This is a genomic window from Streptococcus sp. oral taxon 431 (assembly GCF_023115445.1).
GTDB lineage: Bacteria > Bacillota > Bacilli > Lactobacillales > Streptococcaceae > Streptococcus.
Window position 1 is genome coordinate 31165 of the sequence record NZ_JALDUI010000003.1, and the last position, 25909, is coordinate 57073.

A 25909-nucleotide genomic window follows, 5' to 3' on the forward strand; every position below is an offset into this window, starting at 1 on the left:
GAAGGAGAATGATATGGTTATAGTTATTCTGGCTGAAAAAGAGAAACAGGCAGAAGCTTATGCTACAGCTTTGGGACAATTTAGTAAAAAGAAAGGTGTCTATGTCATTAGGCAGTCACTCTATTTTCCAGCTGAAGTACATGTGGTGGCTGCTGAAGGGCACCTATTTGAATACAGTGAACCAGACAACTGGTCACTTGATAAATTACCCCTAACAAATGTTTCATTTAAGCAACATCTGAAAGAGGACAAGGATTCGAGAGAAAAATTTAAGAGAATCTATGATGAAGTGGTAGCAGCGGATCAAGTGATTATTGGGACGGATGCTGATAGAGAAGGAGAGCGTATTGCGTACTCTATTTTATCGCATATACCAGGAGGGAAGGAGAAAATTTGGAAACGTCTTTGGGGAAGCTCCATGACAAAGAAAGCTCTTCAAAAAGCTTTTCAGGAATTGAAGGAACCTTCAGAGACCTATGATTACTATTTGGAAGCTGAAGCACGTGCACAAAGTGATTGGTTGGTAGGAATGAACTTATCACCTCTTGCAACACTTGATCTTCAAGCAAGAGGACAACTCCCTCGAACAAAAGGTAGCAGTCTATCGGTTGGCCGAGTGCAAACACCAGCGGTCAGACTAGTTTGTGAGAATGATTTAGAGATTCGCAACTTTACTCCAGAAAAATATTGGAAGCTTCAGTTGGAGGATAAGAAAAATGGGGTATTCTTTACTACCAAAGATAAAACTAAAGATAGTGAGGCTATTTTAGCCTCTTCAAGGGAGTTATCAACCACCTCTGTTATTTCTTCAGTTGAGGTAGAAAATCAACAGAAATCCGCTCCACAACTATTTACCTTGTCTGCATTACAAAGTTTTGCAGCAAGTGCCTGGAAATTTGACTCAGATAAAACAGAGAGTATTGTTGAGGGACTATATTTGGAAGGTTTTCTCTCCTATCCACGACCAACCTCAGAATATATCAGTCGTTTTGAATTTGATGATTTAAAAGAAAACCTATCTGCCTATCAAAAGGCTATTAATTGTCATTTTCAGCCAGCGTTTTTGGAGCCTAGGGAAGATTATGTCAATGATGAAAAAGTATCTGGTACGAGCCATTCAGCCTTGATTCCGACTGAAAGAATTCCAAACCTTTCAAATTTAAAAACTGATCAACGACTGATTTATGAAGCAGTTGTGAAGCAGGCAATCTTGATGTTTGCGGATGATTGTTATTATTCAACCAAAACTATTGAAGTAGAAAATAATGGTCTTGTTTTTAAAACAAAGGGTAGAACGCTTCATAAATTAGGATGGGCTGAATGGAGTTCACGAAAGGTACGAGGTCCTGTTGAAGTTCCTGATTATCAAGTAGGAGATAGAATTGAGACACAAGTCCAGATTGTAAAGGGGGAAACAAAACCACCTAAACGATTAACTGAGAGCCAATTGATTGGCCAAATATTTCCTAAATATGGCTTGGGAACACAGGCTACTAGAGGAGAAATCATTAAAAAAATTCAGAGCAAGGGCTATGTTGTCAAAGATAAAAAAACAGGTCAACTAACGCCTACCAATAAAGCCTATGTACTTATCAATTATCTATACGACAATGAGTTCTCTGATCCAGAGACAACAGGAGGCTGGGAAATGTTCCTATCTCAAATAGGAGAAGGGACAATCAATCCACGAGAATTTGTGGATGCAATAAAAGACAAGCTCACTCTTCAAATCAAGGAGGTCAAAGAAAGAGGTGATTAAGTGTGACTACTGAAGAAAAGAAAAAAACACCCTATTTAGATCGTTATACAGATAATCTGACAGAAAAAGTTTCCAAAAAAGCAGAAGATTATCAGGTATACGGACGTGATAAAGAAGTAGGAGCTGTTCAAACCTCCCTTCTCAGACGAACCAAAAACAATCCAATTTTGGTAGGAGAAGCTGGGGTTGGTAAAACAGCTATTGTTGAAGGATTTGCTTTAGCCATTTTACGAAACCAGGTATCTCCAAAATTAAAAAACTTGACCGTACGCTCTCTGGAATTATCTAGTTTAATGTCAGATGAGGATGGAGGATTTATTGTTAAGTTTAAGAAAATTATTGAGGAGATGGTAAAAACCAAAGGAGAAAATCTTCTCTTTATTGATGAAATTCATACGATTGTTGGAGCTGGTGGTTCAGATAAAGGCGCTCTGGATGCTGGAAATATTATTAAGCCAGTTTTGTCACGTGGTGAGATTCAATTGATTGGCGCAACTACTTTAGATGAATTTCATGAATATATCGAAATGGATCGAGCGCTGGAGCGAAGGATGCAGCCGATTATGGTTTCTGAACCAACAACTACTCAAGCGATTGAAATTCTTGAACAAGCTAAAACTATTTACGAAAACTTTCACCAGGTGTCTATTAGTTCTGATGCTGTAAAACAAGCTGTACTGCTATCTGTCCGCTACATACCTGATCAATTTTTACCTGATAAAGCTTTTGACTTAATAGATGAAGCAGCGACTATTTGTTCTACAAATGGATTGTTTCATGTCGGGAAGCAAGAAATTGCAGAGGTGCTGAAAAATAAAACAGGCATTCCTGTTACGACGATTTTGAAAGGTGACAAGGAAATATTAGACGGTTTAAAAGAAAAGCTGTCACGACGTGTTAAAGGCCAAGATGAGGCTGTAGATGCTGTTGTGGATGCTATAACTGTTGCACAAGCTGGTTTACAGGATCAAAGAAAGCCCCTATCCTCCTTTATGTTTCTAGGAACTTCTGGGGTTGGAAAAACGGAGCTTGCATTGGCACTAGCAGAGGGAATGTTTGATGATGAAGAGGCAATCATTCGCTTTGATATGTCTGAGTATAAACAAAAGGGAGATATAACAAAGCTGATTGGTGATCGTCAAACTAGAACAAAAGGACAATTGACTGAGAAGGTTAAACAAAAACCTTATAGCGTTATTCTGATCGATGAGGTGGAGAAAGCACATTCCGAAGTTGTAGATTTATTTTTGCAAGTGCTTGATGCAGGGCGCTTGACTGATTCAACTGGAAGGCAAGTGAGCTTTAAGAATACGATCGTCATTATTACTACGAATATTGGTGCTGAAAAAATTATCAAGCAGTATGAATTGAAAGGGAATTTTAAAAAATTAACAGATAGGGATAAAGTTCAGTTTGAAAAGAGCATGACGTTGGAGTTAGAAACTAGATTCAGACCAGAATTTCTCAATCGAATTGAATATAAAGTGATTTTCAACATGTTAGACGAGAAAGTGAATAAAGAAATTATTGTCAAACAACTATCAGAAATTAAAGAAAGAATGAAGAATCAAAAGTTGACTCTCTCTTATGAAGAAAGTTTGGTTACTTATTTATTGGATGTAGGAACCAATATAAAGGATGGTGCACGACCTCTGGAAAGAGTGATTAAGCATAAGGTGCTTCCTTTAATTTCTAAAGAGTTTCTGAACTTATCAGATCACAACCAAGAGTATCATTTTCATCTTTGGGTAGAAGGTGATGCGCCTGATGAGCATCACCGTGAAGATAAAAGAGAAATATTGTTCGACGTCGAAGCTGAAAAGAAGTCATTTGGTGAAGCATTATTTTCTTAAAACTACCAATAAAAAAATGATTGTCCCTTTAAAAAATTTTTTTCAATTATCTATTACACTAATATTGTCAAAATAACAAAGGAGGATTTCTATGAAAAATTATTTGACAAGACAACTTCAGCAAGTAAAAACAAAATCACAGATGTTTTTATTGAGCCTTTCCCTATTCCTAACAGGATCTACAGTCTATGCGGACGATCCATTTGTTAAGTCGGATAACTTGGCGAAACAAGGAATTACAAAAGTTCAGCTAGTCAGTGTTGCGCTATTTGGTCTAGCTGCCGTTGTCACTTCGCTCATTTATGCGTTTGGTGGACGAGAGTTAAAAGCCTCAATGAAAAAACATTGGATTTCAATTGCAATTGCAATTATTGGTGTTTCAGCGGGACCAAGTATCATTGAATGGATTTTTGATTTCGTGAAAAGTTAAGGGATGGTGAATTATGGCTTTTGCGCTCTTTAATAAAGGCCGCTGTATGATTACAGATGACTTATTTCTAGAAATCATCTGGGAAGATGCAAGAGGACCAGAGGATGATAGTGAGTTACTTGCTATCATTGAGGCATTGGATCATCTTTATGATTTTTCTCAGCCGATTTCAAAAAGTTTGCCCTACCTAACATTTCACCAGGCCGAGTTGTTATTTAGAGAGTTGAAACAGATGTATGGTCAGTTTCAGCTGAAAAAAGTAGCAATTGCCCATCTGGAAGGGAAAAACGTGGTGACAGAAGGGGAGGTTTATGCTAGTCCATTCCGCATTACAGAAGACTATGAAAACCTCTTGCTTCCTCTCATTCAAGCGATACTTACTCGCTCTGAATTTGCGAATTACAGCTATCAAGAAAAACGGGAGTATTTTGAGAACCAGATTTATCCTGTATATAAACAAAGTTTGGGATTATCCGATTCTTCTCTTCCACTTTTCCCAGCTGAAGGTGAGACAGAAGCTGTTTCACAATCCAATCGCCTACCACCTGTTCCAAAAGCAAGGGATCAAACAGATGTTGCGTATCCTGTATCTCAAAAGCGGTCAACTTCTCTGAAGAAATTTTATCTATTCATAGGTGCATTGGGAGTGTTGTTAGCAATAAATATCATTTGCGTATTTTTTGCTTTCGCTCAACTATCAAACCAGTCAGAAAAAGTAAATTTCTTATATCAGGAACAAAAAAATACTCAACTAATCATTTCAACGAAAAATGAAGTTGATGTATTTAGTCGCTATTTCTTACCTTCTTATTACTCAGGTAAAAAAGAAAATCTAGTGGATTTTCTTTCTGAAGGTGATGCAAAATTTACCCAACCAAAAGAAGGGATTTTACAGTCCGTTATTTTAGAGAAATTGAATTATGATTCAGAAACTCAAAGATATACGGTTTCCTATATCCTGTCTGTCAAAAGAGGGGATAAATCATCTAGCGTTAGATTAACTTTTGATGTAAAAGCTTCTGATTCTTCAAAATATGGATTTGTTGTAGAAACAGAACCAAAGGAATCAAATTATCTTAAAAATTAGAAAAGGAAAAAGCAAAATGAATAAACAACTATTAACCACACTTGCGCTTTCAACACTCGCACTTGCACAAGCTGGTTATGTATCAGCAGATGAACTTGCGCCAATTGATTCTTCTGCTCCAACAACAGAAGTAGTTACGCCGACAGCACCAAGCGCTTCAACAGAAACAGAGGCTCCAGCAAATCAGCCAACAGAGCCTTCAGTTACTCCAGTGGATCCAACAGCTCCCTCAGACAAGGATAACGCAGGTAGCCTTGACGAAGTTCCAGCTGATAAACCAGCACCTTCAGATAAGGCGCAAGACAAGGATAACGCAGGAAGTCTTGACGGAGTTCCAGCTGATAAACCAGAGCCTTCAGATAAGGCACAAGATAAGGATAACGCGGGTAGCCTAGATGGTGTTCCAGATGAACAGCCAAAAACTACTGATCAAGCGAACCAGCAAGGAAAGTCACAAATTGGAACAACATCTACATCAACTGGACAGGTTGTCCATGATGTATCTAAAGAGCCCGTTGAAACAAATACAGGTTCGACTATTGTTAGCACCAAAAACGGAAGCGTAGTTCTTTCAGATGGTTCTGTAGTAGCCCCAGAAGAAATTGGTGGAACAGTTAACGAAGACAAGACTATCTCTGTTACTGACAAAGATGGCAAGCTCAAAACACTTCCAAATACAGGGACAGCAGAAAGCATTCTAGGCGCTATTGGTAGCATGTTGATGACAGCAGTTAGCTACTTCTATAAGAAAAAATCATTTTAATTAAGTAAAGGGGAAAATAAATGTTTAAAACACAAGAAACAAAGGTACTTGGATCAATCAGAAAAATTAAGAAATACGGTGCTTGTGGTGTTATTTTGGGAATGGCCGCTCTTGCGATAGCTTTTTCAGGAGGAAAAGTTTCTGCTGACGAGCTGGTAGCAAGACAAAGTGTGTCTAATACAGTTCAAGAAACAACATCAGCACCAGTTAAGGTTGAGGTGGTTTCTGAAACTGGTTATCCTTCAACAAATCTTACTGAAAAGCAACCAGAGCCTACTGCTGAACACGTTGAAATGACAAACAACGCTAACAAGGCAGGGAAAGAGATCGTAACGTCTGTTGAAACTCCAGAACTTGACAATGCAGTAAAAAAAGCGAAAGGTGCAGGAGTTGAGGTTACAGAAAAACCACAAGTTATTTACGATACGCTAGCTGAAGCCAAAGATGATGAAAAGAAGCAAGTTAAAGCTATTGAGGAAGCAAAAGCTGAAAAAATTGAAAATACTGAAGCGATCCAAAACGCCAATGACACAAATGCGCAAATTGAAAAGGACAATGAAGATGAAAAAGCGCGTGTTAAAAAGCTAAACGAAGAGGACGAAGCACGTGTTAAACAAGCTAATGAAAAGGAAGTGGCGCGTGTTAAAAAGCTAAACGAAGAAATCGCTAACGAAAACAAGGCGAAAATGGAAGCCCTTGGTTTAACTTACACAGGTGATCTTGAAAAAGATAAAAAGGCTATTGCTGATTATATTGTTCGAGCGAAATTATCTAACGAAAGTGGTCTGAAAGAACTAGAAGAGAAAAGACGTCAAGCTCAAGCTCTTCATGATAAAAACAGAGCTATTATGGAAGCCAAAGGGCTTACATATACAGGTGTTTGGAGAACCGATAAGGCAGCGGTTGATCAGTGGAATAAAGAAAATGCTGGTGTAAGGGTAATCACAACCAAAGAGACAGGTTTGACTGCAACTGCAGATACTACCTTTGAAGCAGTCGCTGGAGCATCTAAAGTCACACCACCAGCCTATGTTCAAAATGTTATTCAAGGTTATGCAAGGAATACAAACTTAGACGCTAAGTTTGACAATGTATTCTTGTTTGATTATAAAACTGGAACTGCAACTATCAAAGTTAAAAACACTTCACACGGCGATGTTACTGTTAACTTTGATTCGGTGACACCTTCTGCAGAATCTGGATTTATCCGTTCATATGTTGCCTTGTGGGCTGCAGAAGATGGAGGGATTGGTTATGGTGTATTCATTTCTGCCGGAGCAGGAGAAGCTAACGGTGGAGGAGGAGTTGATGGTCAAGGCGGTGGCTACGGAGCTAGCGGCGCATATCTAAATGACCGTCAAGGTTGGGTTAAACAAGTGAATGTTCAAGTGATTACTGATGCTGACGATGTTAGCGAGGTAACTGTCAATGACGTAGATAGTAACCAAGTTATTAAGGCTTCAACAATCGATGGTGCTAAAATCACAACAGGGAAAAATATTACCCAAAGTGGTAATACATTTACTGCTAACAACTCCGCACAATCTCAAAGTACGGCAGGGGTTCTTGACAGTAATGGTATTGGTTGGAGTTTAGATAAAGGTCAGAAAATCAACTTTTCATTCGACCATATTAACACTTCTGACACTTCTTACTCAATCGTCGGTGGTCTCTTCGGACGTGCTTCTCAAAAAGAAGTGAAGGAAAATGTTGAACCAATTTCTATCAAAGAAGTTGAAGATCCGAATTTTACACCTAAAAAAACCGACCCAGTTGAACTCAAAAAACCAGTTGAACCTAAACTAATTGACCCTGATCCAGAAGATCCAGTTCTTAAACCTTATGTGCCAGTTCCAGATGAAAAGAAAATTTCAGTGGAATATCATAAGACTGCCGTGAAGTACGCTCCGAAAATCAGCAAAGGAGTAGTGAATGATGATAATGTTAATATCGATGGCAAACTCGTTCCTAAAGGTTCGATTGTAAACTGGACTCTTAATACTGGTATGCTTAAAGCTGGCCGTGAAGTAATGTCTGCTATTGAGTTGAATGATCCACTTGAATCTGGCTACCTTTTGGACACAAAAGCAACTGCTAAAGTAAATCCAACGCTTGAGTTTACTCACAACGGACAAGGTAGAACACTTATTAAATTCGGTGCTAGAGAACTTGCCAAAGTAAATGCAAACCTTGACAAAGACTACGTTATGCCACAAATTAAATTGATTGGTACAGTCTTGAATGACAATGGTTTCTATAACAATACTTACTCTATGACTTTGACAACTAAGTCTAAAAAGAAGTACACAGTTACATCTAACACACCTAAAGTTAAGACTTCAGGTTCAAAACCAGTCAAAGACGTAGTTGATAATAAAGGCGTATCAATCAACGGTAAGTCGGTTCTTCCTACAACAGAGTTGAACTATAAATTTACTCAAAACTTTTCAAACTACAAAGGGATTGAAGCATCTAAGTCAGCGATCATGAAAAACTTCTTGATGATTGATGATCCAGACGAAAATGCCCTTGATACAAGCACAATGCACGTCAAGTCTATTACTGCTGGTAATAAAGATGTATCTGAATTGTTGCAAATGTACCGTGTTCTTTCAATGGAATCATTGGGCGAAAAATTGCGTAAAATTATTACGGATTCAGGAATCTCACCAGTAGGTGAATTTTATATGTGGGCTGCGAAAGATCCAGAATCATTCTATGAAGCCTACCTGAAGAAAGGTTTAGATATTACTTATAACTTTTCATTCAAGATTAAGAAAACATTCACTGAAGGCGACATTGTGAATGCAGTTCACCAAATTGACTTCGGTAACGGATATGCAGGAAACAAGGTAGTCAACCATCTTCCTAAACCAGAAGTTCATAAAGATGTATTGAATGCGAAGGGTGAAAGTATTGACGGAAAAGAAATTCAACTAGGCGATACGATCACTTACAAGCTAGAAGGTTGGGTTATTCCAGCAGGACGTGGCTATGACTTGTTTGAGTATCGTTTTGTAGACACACTCGATGTTGAACATGATGAGTACCAAGGATTTACAATCAAAGCTATTAAAGACTTGGTACTGCCAAATGGTAAAGTTATTAAAGCTGGTGATGACCTCAAAGGTTACACTGAAACAATCTACAATGCTAAAACTGGATTGTTTGAAACACGCTTCACTAAAGATTTCTTAGCTTCAATTCCTCGAACTAGCGAATTTGGAGCTGATGCCTTCCTAGAAGTTAAACGTATTAAGCACGGTGAAGTATTCAACGAATACACTCTATTTGTAAATGGAACACCTGTACTTTCTAATGAAGTTAAAACATACAGTAAGCCAAAACCAACTCCACCAACTCCACCAACTCAAAATGAACTGCCAAATACTGGAGAAGGTTCAAGTATGTTAGGTGTAGCAGGATTGATTTTGTCACTTGCAACTTCTGGCTATGTAGTTACTGTGAAACGCAAAGAAAACTAAGTAGAATATAGGGTTAGCATGTGCTAACTCTTTATTTTTAAAATCATGTCCCTTTCTCTTGCGGAAATAATTTAATTATTATATAATTAAATCATAAAATTCTCAAAAACAAGGAGGGGTTAGATGTCAGTAGTTGTCAAGATAAAGCTAAAAGAAGTTTTAGCAGAACGTGGCATGACGCAGAGTGAACTAGCTAAGTTATCAAACCTAACTGAAACTGCTGTTAGCACGTTTGCAAGGGGGCAAGGAATCTCAATCAATAAGGAATATTTAGCAAAAATCGCTAGTGCTTTGAATATTTCAGACATAAGCGAACTTTTGGAATTACAATTTATTTAGGTTACTTACGAAAAGGATTAAAGAATTATATGGATAATAAGAAAATTGCAGTAGTAGGAGCATCTGCCCTTGCTCTAGGTTTAGGTGTTACGAACGTACATGCAGAGGAAGTAACGACAGTAGCACCGACAACTAATCACCAGACTGTTTCTAAGGAAGAAACAAAACCTGAAGTCAAAAAGGAAGTCACTAAAGAACAAGTTGACGTGGCCAAGGATAAACTTGATAAATCTACCCAAGCAGTAGAAGATGCACAAGCTAAGAAAAACCAAGCGCAGACTGAAAAAGACCAAGCGCAGACTGAAGTAGGTAATGCTCAATCTGAAGTAGATAATGCTCAACAAGCCAAGGATAAAGCGACTCCAGAAAACATTGAAAAACAAAAGCAAGAAGTTACTAGTGCTGAAAAAGGTAAAACTGACGCAGAAAACCAAGAAGATAAGGCAGCAAATGACCTTGACAAAGCAAAAGAAGTTGTCGCAGACCAAGAACATGTAGTTCATAAGTCTGAGAAAAAAGTAGCGGATGCTTTAAATGAGGTTAAAGATGCTCAGAAAGATGTAGATAATGCCCAAGCTATTTTGGACGGTACAGGTCAAGCGAAAGTTGTCGAAGAAAAGGAAAATGCTGAGGCTTTCCAAAAACAAGCACAGGCACAGTTGACGAATGCAGAGGAGAACTTGGACCAAGCTAAGTCAGACGACAAGAATCTTGAAGATGCAATTTCAAGCGTCCAAAACGAGTTGACAGAAGCTAGTAATGTAGTAGCAAGCACAGAGTCTACATTGACTGATGCTACTAATAAAGCTGACCAGACACAAACTGCTCTTGAAAAAGCACAGGATACCTTTACTGTAGCTGAAGCTAGCTATAAGTCTATTAACACTTTCCAAGTTACTGATGAATATGTTAACGCCTTGAAATCCTATGTAAATAATCCTTATGACATTTTGGATGAACGTGATAAGTGGAAAGAACATAGAGAGAAAGTAGAGTCTATCTTAAAATCGGTCAACCAAGAAAATTTGAATTTGAATAAATTCAAAGAAAATGCCAATGATAAAGTTATCAGTGTTGATGCTAATAACTTGACAACAGAGCAAATGACAGAGCTTTCTCTATTTGCGAGTGATCTACTTAACCAAATCCGTGAGCGCTTTGGAACACCTAAGACTGTTGTAACAAAAGGCATGCTTCAAGTTGCTGACGAAGTGACTGATGGTTACGTAGCTGATGATTGGGGATTCGGAAAAGGTCACGATAGTAAAGCAGTAAATAACGTGGCTCGTAAGTATGGATTGCCTACTTATGAGGATGATACTCAACAATACCTTGAAAATCTCAACAGTAGCAATGATGGTGATAAAATCCATACAATGAATGATGCTAAAAAGTGGGTTTATAAAAGTATTTCTAACTTACTTTTTAATGGTTGGGAGTGGATGCATGCTCAAAACCTAACAGGTGTATCTTCTGTTCGAGGTGCTACTAAAGAATATTTTGCTTTAGATATTTCTAAGAATCTAGGACGTACAAGCGCACACTTCATATCAGTTTTTGATAATCAAGTTACTGGAAACAAGTTGGATAAAACTGAAGTACCTAACAATAATACAGCAGAAAGCATTGTAAAAGCCTATAATACTGCTAAAACTTCCTTATTAAATGCTCAGACTGTAAACTCTCAGGCACAACGTGAAAAAACAAGTGCTTCGCTTGCGAATATCAAGGCTAAAGGGGAGCAGGAAACAATTCAAAAACGATTGGATGCTCTTAAAGCTACGCCTTTGAAAACGCCGACTGCTCAAAGCAAACTTGAAAAGGCACAAGACAACCTTGCTAATGCTAACAAGCGCTTAGAAAATGCTGAGAAGGCACTAGAGGCTTTGACTGCTGATGTGAAAATAAAACAAGAAAATCTTACTAATGCTAAGAATGTCCTTGCTCAAAAAGAACGTAACCTTACTAATGCTAAGAACAACCTAGCATCTGAACAAGGTAAATTAGCTGAACTCAAAGCACTAGTACAGACTGCAGAAAACAATCTTGACCTTGCTAAAGAAAAAGTAGCACAAGCTAATAAGACGCTTGAACAAGCCAAGGCTGACCTTGAAACCTTGCTCAATGCAGAGCCTAACTTAGCTAAAACTAAGGAAGTCCTTGCTCAAAAAGAAACTACTCTTAAAGAGAAAGTGACTGCCTTGAAAGAGGCACAAGAGAACCTTGACAAGTTGTTGAAAGAACAGAAAATCGACCAAGAGGCTTATGATAAACTCTTCGCCTTATATAGCGAGCAGGTAGAAGCTAAGCGTTTAGCTGAACTTGAAGCGCAAAAGAAAGCGATCCTTGAAGCAGGTAACACACCTATTGAAGTCTATGATGCAACTGGTAAACTTGTATCTTACCAAGTTAAACCTAAGACTGTTTCTCAATCACCTGTTTCCTATAATCGTGCATGGAATAAGAAACAAGAAAATAGTTTACCAAACACTGGAACATCAGCAAGCATGCTTCCAGTTGTGGGAATGATTTTGGGATTGTTGAGTCTTGCAGGCCTTCGTAAGTCGAAAGAAAACTAATTTGACGAACTAAAATGAAAGGATGACCACAAGTTGAATAAAGACTCTCTTGTGGTCTTTATTGAAAGGAGAAAAAATGCAAGTATTTATCGCTTCTGGACGTGTTGCATTCATTCCAAATGATGCAGTAGATCGAACCAAAAATGGTCATACCAGTTTCAAATTTGAGTTTGTTTGTGATTCGAGTATGACTGATGATACAAATAAACCAATCCCTAGTTTCTTCCATGTACAAGTTTATGGGAAACAAGCGGAATTGATGGCTCAGAGCCTATCTAAAGGATCTCCAATCCTCTTAAAAGGAGAAATTATCCAACGACCATATAATGATGAACAAGGCCAACGTCGGATGTATCAGTTTATTTCACCAAACCAACAAGGAGGAATCACTTTCCTTGAAAATAAGGAAGCATCGAACCGACGTAAGCAGGAACAACAAGGCTTTTCTCAGCCGATACCAAGTTCTATTCCTACATCCTATCCTGAACCAATGGATGCGGATTCCCCATTCTAAAGGATTGAAAGCATACAAGAACATTTGTGTGCTTTTTTTGTTGTTCATTTATTGTATAAAAAGTTATATAACTTATGATATAACAATGTCTTTTGTCCCTTTAACAAAGAATTTGATATTATCCTTTAGAATAGAGGGGAATTAAGAAATAATAAGAAAGGAGTGCAACAATGGCAAGACAAAAATACAATTATCTGTCTGATGAATTGATTGCGGAATCTCTTCAGGTGACCAATTACCTAGAACAAAGTCGATCCAGTCGATTGAATGTTCTTCAGTTGGATGGAGAGAAATGGTTAGAAAGTTACTTTCACCGTTATGAGAAAGCCTCTCCAAGGCTACAGTTTCACATATTTCTCTTTTCGAGCTTCTATACTCGAAAAATGGAATGGTTTTTGGAAGGTGTAAGGGGGTAGTCGTTTGTTTGAGTTATTTGAAGTAGTATTTTATACCCTTATCCAAGCGATTCGAGCTAGTTGGCTCACTACCTTCCTTTTTCTAGGGGTAGCAGGTTATTACCTATTCAAACTCTTCCAGCCGTATTTTTTAAGAAGCTATCAAAGGTTATTAGCAGGAAAGAGTAGTCTAAGCCAGGCAATAAAAATAGGTTGGAAAAATCGTAAAGGAATTGATTGGAAACAAGTTTGGAGACAATCAGTTAGAGGGCTACTCAATGGGATGAAGTCATTCTTACCTAAAATCTTTGCGCTTGTCTCTCTCATTCTTTGGAATCTTTTCTTCAGGATATTCTATACCCTCCCTTTTGTTAAACGAGAACGGAAACGTTTTGATAAAGAAATGAAACCCATTCTTTATTTTAAAAGTTACCGTAGTTTTGTTTATATGGGATTAGGTTTTAGCTTTATTGCTTTTATCTTAACCAATTACCTGGTTACTGTTTTGAGGGCTACAATCCGCTTTCTCTATTTTAGTATTTGGTCGTTCAAAGATGCTAGTAAGGCCGTAAACTTTGACTTAAACAGCCTCTTATTTCAAAGTTTATTGAACGCTAAAGTCTTCTTGATAGCACCGATTTTAGCATTTCCAATCTTTCTATTGGGTTTAGTTATCGCCTGGAAATCTGCCTGGATAAACTTCGAGCAGTTTCGAGACTATAACAATAATGAAGAGGGAGATGACCGATTTGTGACGATTGATGAAATTCGTCGTCAATACAAAAAGATTCCGAATAAAGCTTTAACTTATCCAGGTGAAGGTGGGGCTCCAGTATTTCATGAACTGACTCATGATTTAGCAGGGCAAACACTCCGAACGCAAATGTTATGGCAAAATAAGACAATCAGTCGATACGTGACCAATGCGGAGCGTATTTTGGGCATGCAATCTTTTCCTTCGGGATATTATTACATTGAAGATAAGCCGACGAATCTGTTAGGGATTGGGATGACTCGTTCAGGTAAGGGGGAAGGTCAGATTACGACAGCGATTGATATCAACAGTCGTGCGGAGTTGCAGCCATCGATGGTTCTGGGAGACCCGAAAGGGGAACACTACCAAGCATCGTACAAAACGATGAGGCAACGTGGCTATGAAGTTGATGTGCTTTCTTTCCAAAATATGGATTGGTCTATGTCCTACAATCCTTTGGCTCTAGCTATTGCAGCCGCCAAGAAAGGTTACTATGAGAAAACGCAAACCTATGTCAATGCAGTCGCAGAATCCATTTTTCCCAAACAAAAAGGTGGTGAGAAGGGAAATGCGGAATACTTCCGTAAGTCTTCTATATCCTTGTTTAACGCCCTTACAATGGCTTTGATGGATCGGGCTAATGAAACCGTTCAAAATGGTGAAGAAGATGCCTGGGACACCATTACCATCCCAAACGTTGCGAAATTCTTGGCGACAATGGGATCAGAAGAAGTCTTTGTGGATGGAACGGGGGAAGTCGTTGAGAATCCAACTAGAGAACAACAAGTGTCGAAGAAGTCAAAAATCACAGTCTATTTTGATAATTTGAGACAAGTCAATCAAAAACAATTCTCGAAATTTAGACAAATGGCGGATATCGAATTTCGTGCTTCAGACTTTGGTGGTGATGAGACCAAAGGAAATGTCTACTCTAGCATGATGACAGGAATCAACCTGTTCTTGCAAGACAACGTGGCGAAGCTCACTTCCAAAAACTCGATTGATTTAGAGTCTTTTGCCTTCCCACGTCGATTGTCTGTTAAGTTCAGATCAAGCACCAACAGTCAATTAAAAAATGAGTTCAAGCATAAGACTGCTAAGGTAACCATTACAGGCTTGAAGAAATGGGGCAAAGTTGAAAAGCACGTCGACTATGTGAAGCAAGCGACAACTCTTATTGATGGAGAAGGCTATCTGACTTATGCCATCGAACCTAAACTTCCAGATCAGTTTACGGTTACGATTGATTTTAATCATAAGAAAAATGGTAAGTCTCCAGTTCGGGATCGGGTCTTCCAATTCTCAGCTGAGAAAGTCTATCGAAGAGATGGTGAAATGCTAGAACTCGATGAGTATACCAAAAAGCCAATTTTAGATCATATCGATATAACCGTCTTAAAGGATAAAGAAGATACCCAAAATCTTCTCCAAGAGTCAGATATTGAGTTGATTTACTCCGATAAACCAAGAATCATCTATCTGGTAACCCCACCAAACCGCACAGAGTACAATGGGATTGTCTCTTTGTTCTTGGATCAGTTGTACAATGCCAACTATGACCTTGCCTTAACAAATGGGCGGAAATGTATCAATCGTATTCTTCACATCTTGGATGAGTTTACAAACATTCCAGCCATTCCTCACATGGATACGAAAATTTCTATCGGATTGGGGCAAAACATTCTCTATTATCTTTGGATTCAAAACTTGGAACAATTGGTTAATGTCTATGGTGAAAATGTTGCGCAAACGATTCTGGATAACTGTTCATTGAAAGTTTACGTCAAAACGACGTCTCCAGATACCAATAAGAGATTTAGTGCTGAGTTGGGTACACGAACTATTACTCGCAGAAGACGCTCCAGCAATATCCTGGACGAAGCCAATCCAAACGTAGCTGTCGAGAATCCAAAACAAGAATTGTTGACACCAACGCAATTGGCCAAACTTCAGGAAGGAGAAGCAGTTATCTTACGTGGTGTCAAGGGACGGGATAATGTTGGACGTAAGGTCACAACGGATCCAATCTTCGCACATGATAAGAACAGCTTCCCTTACAAGTACATGTTTTTACAAGAGGAGTTTGATACATCGATGACTCTTGCGGATATTCCAGTCGAAAGTGCGCACCGTGAGCTAGAACTTCAGGAGATCGCAGTTGATGCAGGTACAGCCTTCAACAACATCATAGACTGGAGGCAACGTTTGACCATGCCTCTCCTCAGCAACAATGGAGAAACTCCTAAACTATCAGGTCGTCATAGTAAAGGACAAAAGGTACAATCCCAATCATTTACATCTACAGATGAACTATTCCAGGCGGCTGTAGCTAGTGTCATTCAAGGTGACTATGATTATTATGATGATGGAGATGATTTCTTTGCGGATGAAGTTATCTAAAAAGATATATAATAAGTTATATAAATACTTGCAAGAAAAAAAGCTGTTTGCTATAATAAAATAAAGAATGGTTAGGAGATAAATGATGAAAGCAAAGTACTTTTTAAGAATTGTTTTAGTAGGTTTAGCCTTGATTATACTTGGAGCTTGTGGTCAAAAATCACCTGATTCTATTGCTAAAAATGTGCTAAAAGATAGCTATACAGGCTTTTCACAGGAAGATGGTTATGAGAGTCTTGATTTTAAAGGTGGAGTAGGAACTACCTTAAAATTTGACAAAGAAAAGCGAACCATTTCAAATAACGACGGTGAAAGTATTAACTACAGTGTGCTTTCAGAAGAACAAGTTAAGGCAATTCCAGCCTCTTTCAGGGGAACTATTGTTAGTTTAGAAAGTCAACTGAAAGGCAAAGACAATTTTACAATCGCTGTTGATTATAGGGATATAGGTAAGCCTGAAGAAGCAGAGGCTTATTATCAAGTCGTCTTGACTGAGGGTGGTAAAAAAATCCGAATCATTGAGCTACGTCGTGGCTATAAAGAAGATAATGCTTTCTATGATTTCAATGGAACAGCAGATTAATTTAGAAAAGTCTCAATTACTTGAGGCTTTTTTGTTGTCAGAATTTCATTGTCCCTTTAAAAACGATTTTGTCATTATCGAATATGATAGGGGTATCTTAAAAAGAAAGAAGGTACCTTTAGTGCACTATCAAACCTTTTCAGATTTGGTGAATGAGGTCAAGGAACTCAATGGTGAAATCACAGGCGAGAATGCCAAAAAACTGGTGGAATTCTATTCCTACTGGGGAAACTATTTAGAACCGACTCCTGCATTTATGGCATATCTATCCTATTTACCAGGAGGGATCGTTAAAGCTTTTTATCAAATCATTTCCAGTCTAGAACATGTTTTTAATAATATGTTCAAGCTCTTTGGGCTTTTCGGATATTTGGGGGATCAGAAGACAGTCATTGGTCAATTTTTCTACTGGTTTCAGATATTAGGAACGTCCTTGTTTACTCTGATTTTGGTTGTGTCGGCTATCGCAGGCGTTTTTACTAAGCCAGTAAAGTATAAGGGGGTTATTATTAATTTCCTTTTGGTAACTGCAGTAACCACGGTTTTGCCTTTAGCTTTGACCACCATCTCAACAGCAGTGGCACAGGATGCCATGTCTATCCAGACAGTCTCCAGCGAAGCGCCATCTGGTAGTCAACCAACTTCCTCCTTGGCTCTTCAGCCCATGAAAAATAATGTAGTAGACCTAAAAGTCTTGATATACAAAGATTTTTCTACAGAGTTGTTTCCAATGGATGATTATGGCTATATCAAGCCCGTTCAGGAGGGTTCTACCCCTGTCAATAATATCACGGATAACCCTGACCAACGGGATACGGCAGATTTTGCGACCAAGATTGATTTTGGGGCAAACTATGGTACGACAAATCCAAAAATGTTAGATGATATACAGAAAAACGATAAAATAGCAGGAATTAAAGGCTTGTTCCTCCATAAGTTGAATTCCAATAATACAGGGGTTGAAAGCATTACAGAACACCGAGTCATTAATCAATTGAGTGCTTTTGAATCGGTTTATATGCGTTATAAAGTCAACTGGATAGGAATGTTCCTCCAGTATATAATCCTAGCTATTCTCTTGGTCAGCATGATCATTAAGCTCGTCAAATCAGTTTTTGATATTCTGATTGAAGCAATGATTTCTCCGATTCTTGGTTATAGCTCCCTATCAAACTCAAAGAAATACAAAGAGTTGTTAAGAACGATTGGTGGTGCCTTCGCAGGAATTTTCTTTGAAGTTATTATTATGCGTGTAACACTTGAGATTTTCAGAGATTTGCCAATCCTTTCTGTTTCAGCAGTATCTAAGCTTTCTGGCGGATTCTTTGATGGGCTGAACATGTGGGAACAGTGTCTCGCAGCTGCCTTTGTCTATGTGGGGGTATTCTTTGCGGCAATGCAAGGAGTGGCCATGATCGAGCGCTGGCTTGGAGTTTCAACGGGTCATAGTGAAACAGCTCAACAACTGCTCGGAGCTATGATGATGGGCAATGCCTTTGCGGCTGGAGCAGGAGGTGTCTTTAATGGGGGTATGGCGCTTGGTCAATTTGGTATGGATATGGCTAAAAAAGCTCCAGACGCCCTGTCTAAAGGAAGTCAGATTCTGGGGAATAGCCTTGCAAGAACTGGAGGTGGTATTCAAGGTGCTTTGAACTCTGTAAAAGACCAGGGCTTGATGAATGCGGCCAAAGGTGGTGTAAGTAATATGGTTGATTTAGCAGAATGGAAAGCATTTGAAGCCATGCAAAATACGAAAGGTGCAGTTGGCAATGCTTTAAATAACTTGGATGATAAAGCCGCCTCTGCTCAAAATGCGACCTATAACGCTTTGAAAAACGATGCGGTTCCTGGAATTGATCAATTTGGACCAGTTGACATTCCTGAGCCACCAATCGATCCAGAAACAACGGATGCACCTATTGTTGATTCAACTTCTTCAGCTGAAGGAATGGAGTCCCCAATCCAAGATTCAAATCCACCTGCAGATGCGCCAGTTTCAGAATCGACACCACCACCAGCACAGCCTGATTCTTCTCAACAAAAATTTCAACAGAGTATGAATCAAATGAACTACATGAACCAACAAATGCAACAAGCAGGTCAGCGTATGCAGGGAGGACGTCATATCACTGGCGCTGAGAGTGACGACGAAGAAGAATAGGCGGAACTATGGATCTAACAGGGAAGAACATTGTTATCACAGGAAGCCTACGTCCTCTAACTAGAGAAGAAGCCATACGATTTTTAGAAAGTAAAGGAGCTGTCGTTCAAAATTATATATCTTCTAGGACAGATATATTGGTTTTAGGACACAAGCAGTTGAATCTTTTTGATCTAGATAAAAGGTCTAAAAAGCATGATGCAGCGCTTAGAAGACTATCAGAAGGCCAATTGATTACTTTTCTTTCTGAAGAATCATTCTTTGATTTAGTTAAGAAGTCTCAAGATTGAGGCTTCTTTTATTGTGCAAAAAAGTATATAACTTTTTGTGTAATTACTTCCTGAAAGATAATGGCAAAAATGCTATTGTCCCTTTAAAAGATATTTTCGATTATTCATTATAATGTGAGTGTCAAAACAAATGTAAAGGAGAAATCAATGTACGGTGAAAAATACGGTGTACCTAGAGATATCTATGCCAAAATCAAGATTATAGGTCTTCTTATTCTAGATATTGCTTTTGTAGGAATTACTGGCGTAATCGCTTTGAGCGTTGGCTTAAAAATCTTTCCTAAAAGCCAGTGGATACAGATGTTCGCATTCATTTTGTTGACACCAGTTATGAGTTTATATCTTGTGTTGCCTGCCAACGGTGGCAAAAAGAATTGGCACAGCATGTTTCTTTTCTTCAGACGAAGAAGAAAACGTTATATCAGCTTGAATTATATCAGAAGGAGAAAACCATAATGGCGATTAAACAAATTCAATCCCCCAAAAATGAGAAACGTCCGCTGGGACGTATTCAAGAAACGAAGAAACAAACGCAGGAATATTTTGATTTACATTCTTGCGTTGAGTTGTTAGATGTAAAATCAATCATTCCAAACAGCCAGGCTTATATCCAGTTAGTTGATTATGGCTACTTGCAGCTGATGGAGATACCAGGTAAAGATTTAGGATCGATGTCTTATAACGAGGTTATGAGAACTATTGAAAATTTTGAAACTTGGTTGACTCGATTTGGACCGAATATCCAAGTGGAGACGACAACTTTGCCAACAAATACAGACACGCAAATTTCTGACTTGCGCCATCATTTGGATTTAGTACGACAAGATATGTCTAAGTTATCAGTAAACGATAGACGTTTTTTACAACTCAAAGATCGTGAGATTTGGCTTCAAATCCAAATTAAAGTTGAAGAAAATATCCGACAAGAGGTCTATAATACAGAGTTTATATTGTGGTTATTTGCGCCTACAACAACCGAATTGGACGAATTGGTTCGGAAGGCTAAAACCTATGGCAATAATGATTTTGTTCCGCAAGATATCAGCTACAGGAAGAAAATTCAGATTATAAAGCAATACAACAATATGAATGAGAAAGTGTAGGAGAGATAGCATGCCTGATTTATCAAAACGTAGACAAAGACAACTAAAAAATGAAGGATATGACCTTGCCTTTCTTAGCCAGATTCAACCGCAAGGAAATATTGATTTTCAAAAGGATGACCGCTCCTGGATAAGTGGTGATGGATATCATACAGTCTTACACTATTATGAATATCCAACTGAAGGGATGGATCGTTTTTGGCTTTCTGAATTGTTGTTGATTCCTGGGACACGTTCCTTCCTGTCACTGTATAAGGAAGATAATAGACAGCTTCAAAAAGAGATTGAGGACTCTATTGAAGAGAAGTCAACACGGATTACAAACAATAGCAAACTAACCAATAATCGGAAAGAACTAGATGAGATTGATAATCTTAATAAACTAAGCCGTGAAATTGATAAGCGAAATATAGCTATGTATGGGATGTATATTCGTGTCTTTGTGTTTGCATCAACCAAAGAAGAATTATTTAAGAGGGTTGAAGAAGTCAAAGACAAAACGTCGAAATTCAAATCCACTATTCTATCTGGAGAATTAGATTTTGAATACCATTCCCCATTTATTCCAGCTGAATATCAGATTGATTTGCCCAATCATCGAAGAGGAATACCGACTCCAGCTCACTCAATAGCTGGTGGATATTTCTTTAATCATACGAAGCTAGAAGATGAGAAAGGTTTCTATCTGGGATGGACTCCAACAAATGGAGCGGTAAATTTCAATTTTCTAGAACGTGACGAGAAAAGAACACGATCCTTTATGATCCTATCTGGAAATCCAAAGATGGGACAGCGATCTTTTCTTATGAAACACACAGACGGTCTCTATGCGAAGGGGCATTATATTCGTAACTTTGATGCTACTGGCCAATTTCTTGATCAGACACGAAAACAACATGGATTGATTCTTGATTTATCAGGTGAAGCTAACCGTATCAATATCTTCCAGGTATTTCCAACAGTAACCAATGAAGCAGGAACTGAAATTGATAAGAAGAAATCTTACAACCTTCACATCGAGAAACTGAAGAGTATCTATAAACTCCTGAATAACGAAGTGACAGGAGATGATTTAATCACATTTGGAACTCTCTTGAATGAGTTCTATATTGAAGAAGATTTGTGGGCTCGAAATCCTTCGTTGAATCCAGAAAAACTGAAAGCGACGGATATTGTGAAGGAACAGTATCCTATTCTGTCTGATTTTATTTTGTTTGTTGATGCCTACAAACGTCGACTAGAACAAAGTTCTAGCACGGATATGGCTGAAATCAAAGCTGTTAAGCGTATTTATAATACGTTTAACGAACTATTGACAACAAATGCAGAAATTTTCGAGGGAACAACAGAATTCCAAGATATCTCTTCAGAGCAAGTTGTGACATTTGATTTCTCAGGATTGAAGAATGCTCCTCATTTGTTAAATGTTCAAATATTCTCGGTTCTTTCACTTGTCTCAGCAGATATTGTTAATAATGGTAAACGTTGTAAGCAATTACTGAAAAGGAACCCTAGCTTAACAGAGATGGATATGCAACACTATATTGTTAATATTAGTGGGGCACAGACACTCATTAATCCAAAGCATGAAAGTAGTGTTAATCTCCTGGCTGATATGATTGATACAATGGGGGAAAACTTTGCTGGTGTTGTATTGTCCGTTAATTCTCTACGAGGGATTCTGTTTGAGACAGGGATTGGCACTCATAAGGATCCATACGTAACGGCAGTCCAGAGAATTTTTGGTCTGATGCAATATAGAGTTTTTGCTCAGACGGATGAAACCAGTGTTCCTCTACTAGCTAACGCCTTGTCTGGATCAATGAATCAGTCTGAACTAGAGACTTTGCCTCGTCTGACGAAAGGACAGTTATTCATGAATATTGCAGGAGTAGGAAACCTGGTCTTTAACCAACAGCTGTTAGCTCCTGAAGTTGAGCGCTATGGTGGTATTGAATAAGAAAGGAAGGAAAACCAGGATGGCCAAAAATAAACTAGGAATGATTGCAAGGACTAAGCAGAGATTTGATCAATATGTGTTGATTCGTAAATATCGCATGCAACAAGAAAGAGATTATTTCGCTTCAGAAGGAGAATCAGATCCAAAACGCCTGGAAGCACAAAAGGAACGAGATAAGGAGTTTTTGAAGGGACTCAAGAAGATTGGAATAGGATTTATTGTATTTTTAGTTTTTTATGGAATTTTGCGAACAATATTAGGATTGTGGTAAATAAGCGAGGTATCCATGAAAAAAATATTTAAACTGAAGATCCTCATTCCTTTTGTGGCTCTCCTATTAATTATCAATGTTGGGATAACCATGTTAGTTGGGATAATGGGAGCTGTAACTAATAATGGAAGAAATGATTGTGGTGCCGTCGAAACAACATCTTCAACCAGCGACTCAACAGTTTCTTCAGCTGATGGTTCCATCGATGACTTTGTAAAAAAGCATAAGGAAGCCTATATCCTGTCTTGGAAGGCAGGAGGTTTCCTACCTTCAGCCTCTATCACTCAAACAATGATAGAGAATGGCTTCAATTTTACGAATCCTAATGGCACTTCCTTCTGGAAGGCTCATAACATGGGAGGTGTTAAAACCTCAAGAAAAAGCGATTTTCCAGTCACTATTGCGACGTATGGTGAAGACAGTATTGATCTCACAGGAACAAAGCCTGGAGCAAACGTTGGAGACGGTACAGGGGGATCTTATACTTGGTTCTCTAGCTATGATGCAGGAATTGTAGGGAAAGCTGAGTTTATGGCTCACCAGACACTTTATAAAGGGGCTATAAACAATATAAATGGTATTGCAACCTTATCTGCTATAGCAAATGGTGGATGGGCTACAGATGGCACTTATAAGAGCAAACTAACTGATATGTATCAAAAGCTAGGTACGAAGTATCAGTGGCTTGATAAGGAAGCTATTGCTGCTCATGGCGAGAAACCTTATGAAGGATCCAGTGCACAAGATATCAGTTCTTCAGATAGTGCGGTATCTACTTCAGCTGAAAGAAGTGGATGTGGAGAGTCAGGTAACAGTACCGATGGAACGGGAACTGTCCCTTCGGATGCGACTGCGTGGGGGTATAAACCAGAAGACTTACCAGATAGCTTGAAACCATTCATTATTGATCCTAAGAGCTTAGGCATGGATTATGCCAAGTCTACAGGATGGTACAATCCTGGAAATGACGAGGATGCTGGTCAATGTGTGAATCTTACAATTAGCATGGGAAATCACTTATGGGGCCATTCTGGATCAGTACAGGGAAACGGGAAAGATCAAGCGGCTGCATGGGCTGCAATATTTGGAAATTCAGTTAAGAATACACCTAAAAGAGGCGCTATTTTTTCTTCACAGGTAGGAGGCGGAGGATATGGGCATACTGGAATTGTATGTCATGTTTTTGAGAATGGCTCCATCTTGTTTGTAGAACAAAATACAGCTCTGAGTGGTTGGGATCAGTTCAAAACTCCATATACATGGAATTATCGTATTTGGACTAAATCACAACAGCAAGAACAGGTAATCTCTTTTGCTTATCCAGATGACAGAGAAGCTAAATTAAGTTCAAATTAAAAGGAGGATATAAGATGATTGATTGGATAAAAGAGAATATGGTTGTATCGATTGTAGCAGGTGTTCTATTGATTTTGGCAGGAATAGGGATTGTGTCGAGTTTCAGACCATCTCAACAAACCAAAATAGAGGAACCAGCTCAGGTGAGTTCTTCAGGAACTGCTCAAAACGAACCGTCTTCCAAAGAGGAAACAGCAGATGAAAAGCATTATCGGACAGCTAAGCTAAAACTAGAACGTCCCTATGCAGAGGCAGCACTGGAAGATAAAAAGGAAGTGTTAAAAGCCTTTGAAGAAGCAGTAGCAGATATAAAAAAGACGAATTTTCTGCCAAATGTCAAGGGAACAATTGAGAATCATTTATCTATGACACAGAATGCGATGATTCAAACCTTTGCGATGGCTCTTCTGACGAATCAGTATGATTTTCAACCTGAACAATTGGAAGTGATGCCAACTGAATCAGATGATGTGATTCAATTTTTGGTTGTTCTAACTAAAAATGGAGAAGAGAACAGCTATTTCGTTGGAAATTTCAATACTACGGTTCAACAAATCCAGCTAAAAGCCTATGTTGGCGGAAATATAGGTGGTACATACGGATAACAAGTTGCACAAAAAGTTATATAACTTTTTGTGCTTTTATGTTGACAAATAAAGTTGTTTTGGATATAATTAAGTATATAAAAAGTTATATAACAAAATATACAATTATCCAAGGAGGGAATCATGAAGATTCAGACTACAAACTTAGGAAAAGGTGGCGGTGGTAAGACTACAGATACTTTTAATGAAGGGGATTGGTTGGCACGTGTTAAGGGACTTAGAACACTACTCATTGATGGAGCTTGGGAATGTAATTTGACAAGAACATTTGATGTAAAATGTGAGAAAACGGTCTATGATATATTTACAACTGGAGAGTATGAAATTGTTCCAATATCAGAAAATCTCAGTTTGATTTGTGGCGATGAGCGTTTGACAGATGAGCAGTTAGATCTTGCTAGTCGAAACAACAAGTATCTCCAGTTGTTTATGTGGTTTAGCGAACATTACGAAGAGTTAGAAGCGCAATTTGATGTCATTCTAATTGATACGCACAATGATGAGAGTTTAGTTACAGCAAATTTTATTGCTGTATCAGATATTGTCTTGGCTGTTTCTGATGCCTCTCTTAATGGTTTTCGTGCCTGGTTATCTTTGAAAAATTTTGTAGACTTCATTAAGAGCGAAGCTATCGAAGTTATTACCAAGAAAAGCTATGTTAAAGCAGAACCTTATCTTATTGGAAATAAGATTAAGTACGTTGGAAACAATGTAACAGACACCTGTAAACAATTTTTAGAAGTTGTTGAAGAAGATCAGGCTTACTTGGGATCTATCCAGGAGAAAGAACTCATGGCCAAGAGTCTTGTAATCAGTCAGAGTGTCTTTGAGCAGCATGAAGAGATGACAGCTAACCAACAAGAGACACATCAAAAGTTTTATGATAATATAAACTACGTATATGAAAATATTTTGAGTGTGTTAGAAGGAGAGGTAGCATGACAGAGAATCGATTCGCACAAGTAAAACAAACGTTCCAGAGTACACCAAAGAGAGAAAAGACTCCTTCGTCGAGAAAACAAAATCAGGAGGCTAGAAAGTCTCCTGAAAGCTATAACAAAAAGCAACGTTTTCCTTTCTCTCTGCATCATAATGTTCGATACGATATGCTAGATGCTTTAGTAGAGTATCACGGTGAAAAATCAGCTTCATCTTATCTTGAGAATCTGATTATAAGAGAATGGGAAAAGATGCAGAGAAAAATTAAGCAATGAGATATTAG

Annotated in this window: 22 protein-coding genes; all 22 read left to right on the forward strand. The window is 38.4% G+C overall.

What is annotated here, in order from left to right; all coding sequences use genetic code 11:
- Positions 1-13: 13 nt before the first annotated feature.
- The 22 genes from M1R56_RS03020 to M1R56_RS03125 all read left to right on the forward strand — a co-directional run bounded on the left by M1R56_RS03020 (position 14) and on the right by M1R56_RS03125 (position 25901).
- Positions 14-1759: a DNA topoisomerase gene (locus M1R56_RS03020; RefSeq protein ID WP_248034555.1), complete on the forward strand. Its 1746-nt coding sequence runs from the start codon at positions 14-16 to the stop codon at positions 1757-1759.
- 2 nt (positions 1760-1761) lie between these two features.
- Complete coding sequence (locus M1R56_RS03025; RefSeq protein ID WP_248034556.1) at positions 1762-3612, forward strand: ATP-dependent Clp protease ATP-binding subunit; 1851 nt, start codon at positions 1762-1764, stop codon at positions 3610-3612.
- 91 nt (positions 3613-3703) lie between these two features.
- Entirely contained in the window at positions 3704-4042 is a 339-nt protein-coding gene (locus M1R56_RS03030) for a conjugal transfer protein TrbC (protein ID WP_248034557.1), read from the forward strand.
- Between the two features lie 13 nt (positions 4043-4055).
- Entirely contained in the window at positions 4056-5129 is a 1074-nt protein-coding gene (locus M1R56_RS03035; protein WP_248034558.1) for a hypothetical protein, read from the forward strand.
- Positions 5130-5145: 16 nt separating this feature from the next.
- On the forward strand, positions 5146-5892 hold the full coding sequence (locus M1R56_RS03040) for an LPXTG cell wall anchor domain-containing protein (protein ID WP_248034559.1): 747 nt from the start codon (positions 5146-5148) through the stop codon (positions 5890-5892).
- A gap of 20 nt (positions 5893-5912) precedes the next feature.
- A complete protein-coding gene (locus M1R56_RS03045) occupies positions 5913-9377 on the forward strand; it encodes an SspB-related isopeptide-forming adhesin (RefSeq protein ID WP_248034560.1) in 3465 nt (1154 codons plus the stop codon).
- A 123-nt stretch (positions 9378-9500) separates the two neighbouring features.
- Positions 9501-9716 carry a helix-turn-helix transcriptional regulator gene (locus tag M1R56_RS03050; RefSeq protein WP_248034561.1) on the forward strand — a complete coding sequence of 72 codons (216 nt, stop codon included), beginning with the start codon at positions 9501-9503 and terminating at the stop codon, positions 9714-9716.
- A gap of 29 nt (positions 9717-9745) precedes the next feature.
- Complete coding sequence (locus M1R56_RS03055) at positions 9746-12295, forward strand: SEC10/PgrA surface exclusion domain-containing protein (RefSeq protein ID WP_248034562.1); 2550 nt, start codon at positions 9746-9748, stop codon at positions 12293-12295.
- A 76-nt stretch (positions 12296-12371) separates the two neighbouring features.
- Positions 12372-12809 (forward strand): single-stranded DNA-binding protein, encoded by a 438-nt coding sequence (locus M1R56_RS03060; RefSeq protein WP_248034563.1) that lies wholly within the window; start codon positions 12372-12374, stop codon positions 12807-12809.
- A gap of 170 nt (positions 12810-12979) precedes the next feature.
- Positions 12980-13225 carry a hypothetical protein gene (locus M1R56_RS03065; protein ID WP_000113751.1) on the forward strand — a complete coding sequence of 82 codons (246 nt, stop codon included), beginning with the start codon at positions 12980-12982 and terminating at the stop codon, positions 13223-13225.
- Positions 13226-13229: 4 nt separating this feature from the next.
- Entirely contained in the window at positions 13230-16358 is a 3129-nt protein-coding gene (locus M1R56_RS03070; protein ID WP_248034564.1) for a VirD4-like conjugal transfer protein, CD1115 family, read from the forward strand.
- An 82-nt stretch (positions 16359-16440) separates the two neighbouring features.
- Entirely contained in the window at positions 16441-16941 is a 501-nt protein-coding gene (locus tag M1R56_RS03075; protein ID WP_080982883.1) for a hypothetical protein, read from the forward strand.
- A gap of 121 nt (positions 16942-17062) precedes the next feature.
- Positions 17063-19102, forward strand: coding sequence for a pLS20_p028 family conjugation system transmembrane protein (locus M1R56_RS03080; protein WP_248034565.1), 2040 nt, complete (start codon positions 17063-17065; stop codon positions 19100-19102).
- Between the two features lie 8 nt (positions 19103-19110).
- Complete coding sequence (locus M1R56_RS03085) at positions 19111-19392, forward strand: BRCT domain-containing protein (RefSeq protein ID WP_248034566.1); 282 nt, start codon at positions 19111-19113, stop codon at positions 19390-19392.
- A gap of 147 nt (positions 19393-19539) precedes the next feature.
- Complete coding sequence (locus tag M1R56_RS03090; RefSeq protein WP_006154524.1) at positions 19540-19848, forward strand: DUF5592 family protein; 309 nt, start codon at positions 19540-19542, stop codon at positions 19846-19848.
- Entirely contained in the window at positions 19848-20495 is a 648-nt protein-coding gene (locus tag M1R56_RS03095) for a hypothetical protein (protein ID WP_248034567.1), read from the forward strand. Before M1R56_RS03090 ends, M1R56_RS03095 begins: the two co-directional genes overlap by 1 nt.
- 10 nt (positions 20496-20505) lie before the next feature.
- The gene (locus M1R56_RS03100; protein ID WP_248034568.1) at positions 20506-22455 is read left to right on the forward strand and encodes a virulence factor; all 1950 of its coding nucleotides are present in this window, start codon (positions 20506-20508) and stop codon (positions 22453-22455) included.
- Between the two features lie 19 nt (positions 22456-22474).
- The gene (locus M1R56_RS03105; RefSeq protein ID WP_050240246.1) at positions 22475-22726 is read left to right on the forward strand and encodes a hypothetical protein; all 252 of its coding nucleotides are present in this window, start codon (positions 22475-22477) and stop codon (positions 22724-22726) included.
- A gap of 15 nt (positions 22727-22741) precedes the next feature.
- Entirely contained in the window at positions 22742-24082 is a 1341-nt protein-coding gene (locus tag M1R56_RS03110) for a CHAP domain-containing protein (protein ID WP_248034569.1), read from the forward strand.
- A 14-nt stretch (positions 24083-24096) separates the two neighbouring features.
- Positions 24097-24687, forward strand: coding sequence for a hypothetical protein (locus tag M1R56_RS03115; RefSeq protein ID WP_248034570.1), 591 nt, complete (start codon positions 24097-24099; stop codon positions 24685-24687).
- 123 nt (positions 24688-24810) lie between these two features.
- Positions 24811-25629: an AAA family ATPase gene (locus M1R56_RS03120; protein ID WP_000701737.1), complete on the forward strand. Its 819-nt coding sequence runs from the start codon at positions 24811-24813 to the stop codon at positions 25627-25629.
- Positions 25626-25901: a hypothetical protein gene (locus M1R56_RS03125; RefSeq protein WP_248034571.1), complete on the forward strand. Its 276-nt coding sequence runs from the start codon at positions 25626-25628 to the stop codon at positions 25899-25901. The genes M1R56_RS03120 and M1R56_RS03125 overlap by 4 nt, the downstream gene beginning before the upstream one ends.
- Positions 25902-25909 lie beyond the last annotated feature (8 nt).

Bases quoted from the DNA above. Each gene is read 5' to 3' on its own strand.
- M1R56_RS03020 (WP_248034555.1), top strand. From the start codon at position 14: ATGGTTATAGTTATTCTGGCTGAAAAAGAGAAACAGGCAGAAGCTTAT.
- M1R56_RS03030 (WP_248034557.1), top strand. From the start codon at position 3,704: ATGAAAAATTATTTGACAAGACAACTTCAGCAAGTAAAAACAAAATCA.
- M1R56_RS03035 (WP_248034558.1), top strand. From the start codon at position 4,056: ATGGCTTTTGCGCTCTTTAATAAAGGCCGCTGTATGATTACAGATGAC.
- M1R56_RS03040 (WP_248034559.1), top strand. From the start codon at position 5,146: ATGAATAAACAACTATTAACCACACTTGCGCTTTCAACACTCGCACTT.
- M1R56_RS03045 (WP_248034560.1), top strand. From the start codon at position 5,913: ATGTTTAAAACACAAGAAACAAAGGTACTTGGATCAATCAGAAAAATT.
- M1R56_RS03050 (WP_248034561.1), top strand. From the start codon at position 9,501: ATGTCAGTAGTTGTCAAGATAAAGCTAAAAGAAGTTTTAGCAGAACGT.
- M1R56_RS03055 (WP_248034562.1), top strand. From the start codon at position 9,746: ATGGATAATAAGAAAATTGCAGTAGTAGGAGCATCTGCCCTTGCTCTA.
- M1R56_RS03060 (WP_248034563.1), top strand. From the start codon at position 12,372: ATGCAAGTATTTATCGCTTCTGGACGTGTTGCATTCATTCCAAATGAT.
- M1R56_RS03065 (WP_000113751.1), top strand. From the start codon at position 12,980: ATGGCAAGACAAAAATACAATTATCTGTCTGATGAATTGATTGCGGAA.
- M1R56_RS03075 (WP_080982883.1), top strand. From the start codon at position 16,441: ATGATGAAAGCAAAGTACTTTTTAAGAATTGTTTTAGTAGGTTTAGCC.
- M1R56_RS03085 (WP_248034566.1), top strand. From the start codon at position 19,111: ATGGATCTAACAGGGAAGAACATTGTTATCACAGGAAGCCTACGTCCT.
- M1R56_RS03090 (WP_006154524.1), top strand. From the start codon at position 19,540: ATGTACGGTGAAAAATACGGTGTACCTAGAGATATCTATGCCAAAATC.
- M1R56_RS03095 (WP_248034567.1), top strand. From the start codon at position 19,848: ATGGCGATTAAACAAATTCAATCCCCCAAAAATGAGAAACGTCCGCTG.
- M1R56_RS03100 (WP_248034568.1), top strand. From the start codon at position 20,506: ATGCCTGATTTATCAAAACGTAGACAAAGACAACTAAAAAATGAAGGA.
- M1R56_RS03105 (WP_050240246.1), top strand. From the start codon at position 22,475: ATGGCCAAAAATAAACTAGGAATGATTGCAAGGACTAAGCAGAGATTT.
- M1R56_RS03110 (WP_248034569.1), top strand. From the start codon at position 22,742: ATGAAAAAAATATTTAAACTGAAGATCCTCATTCCTTTTGTGGCTCTC.
- M1R56_RS03115 (WP_248034570.1), top strand. From the start codon at position 24,097: ATGATTGATTGGATAAAAGAGAATATGGTTGTATCGATTGTAGCAGGT.
- M1R56_RS03120 (WP_000701737.1), top strand. From the start codon at position 24,811: ATGAAGATTCAGACTACAAACTTAGGAAAAGGTGGCGGTGGTAAGACT.
- M1R56_RS03125 (WP_248034571.1), top strand. From the start codon at position 25,626: ATGACAGAGAATCGATTCGCACAAGTAAAACAAACGTTCCAGAGTACA.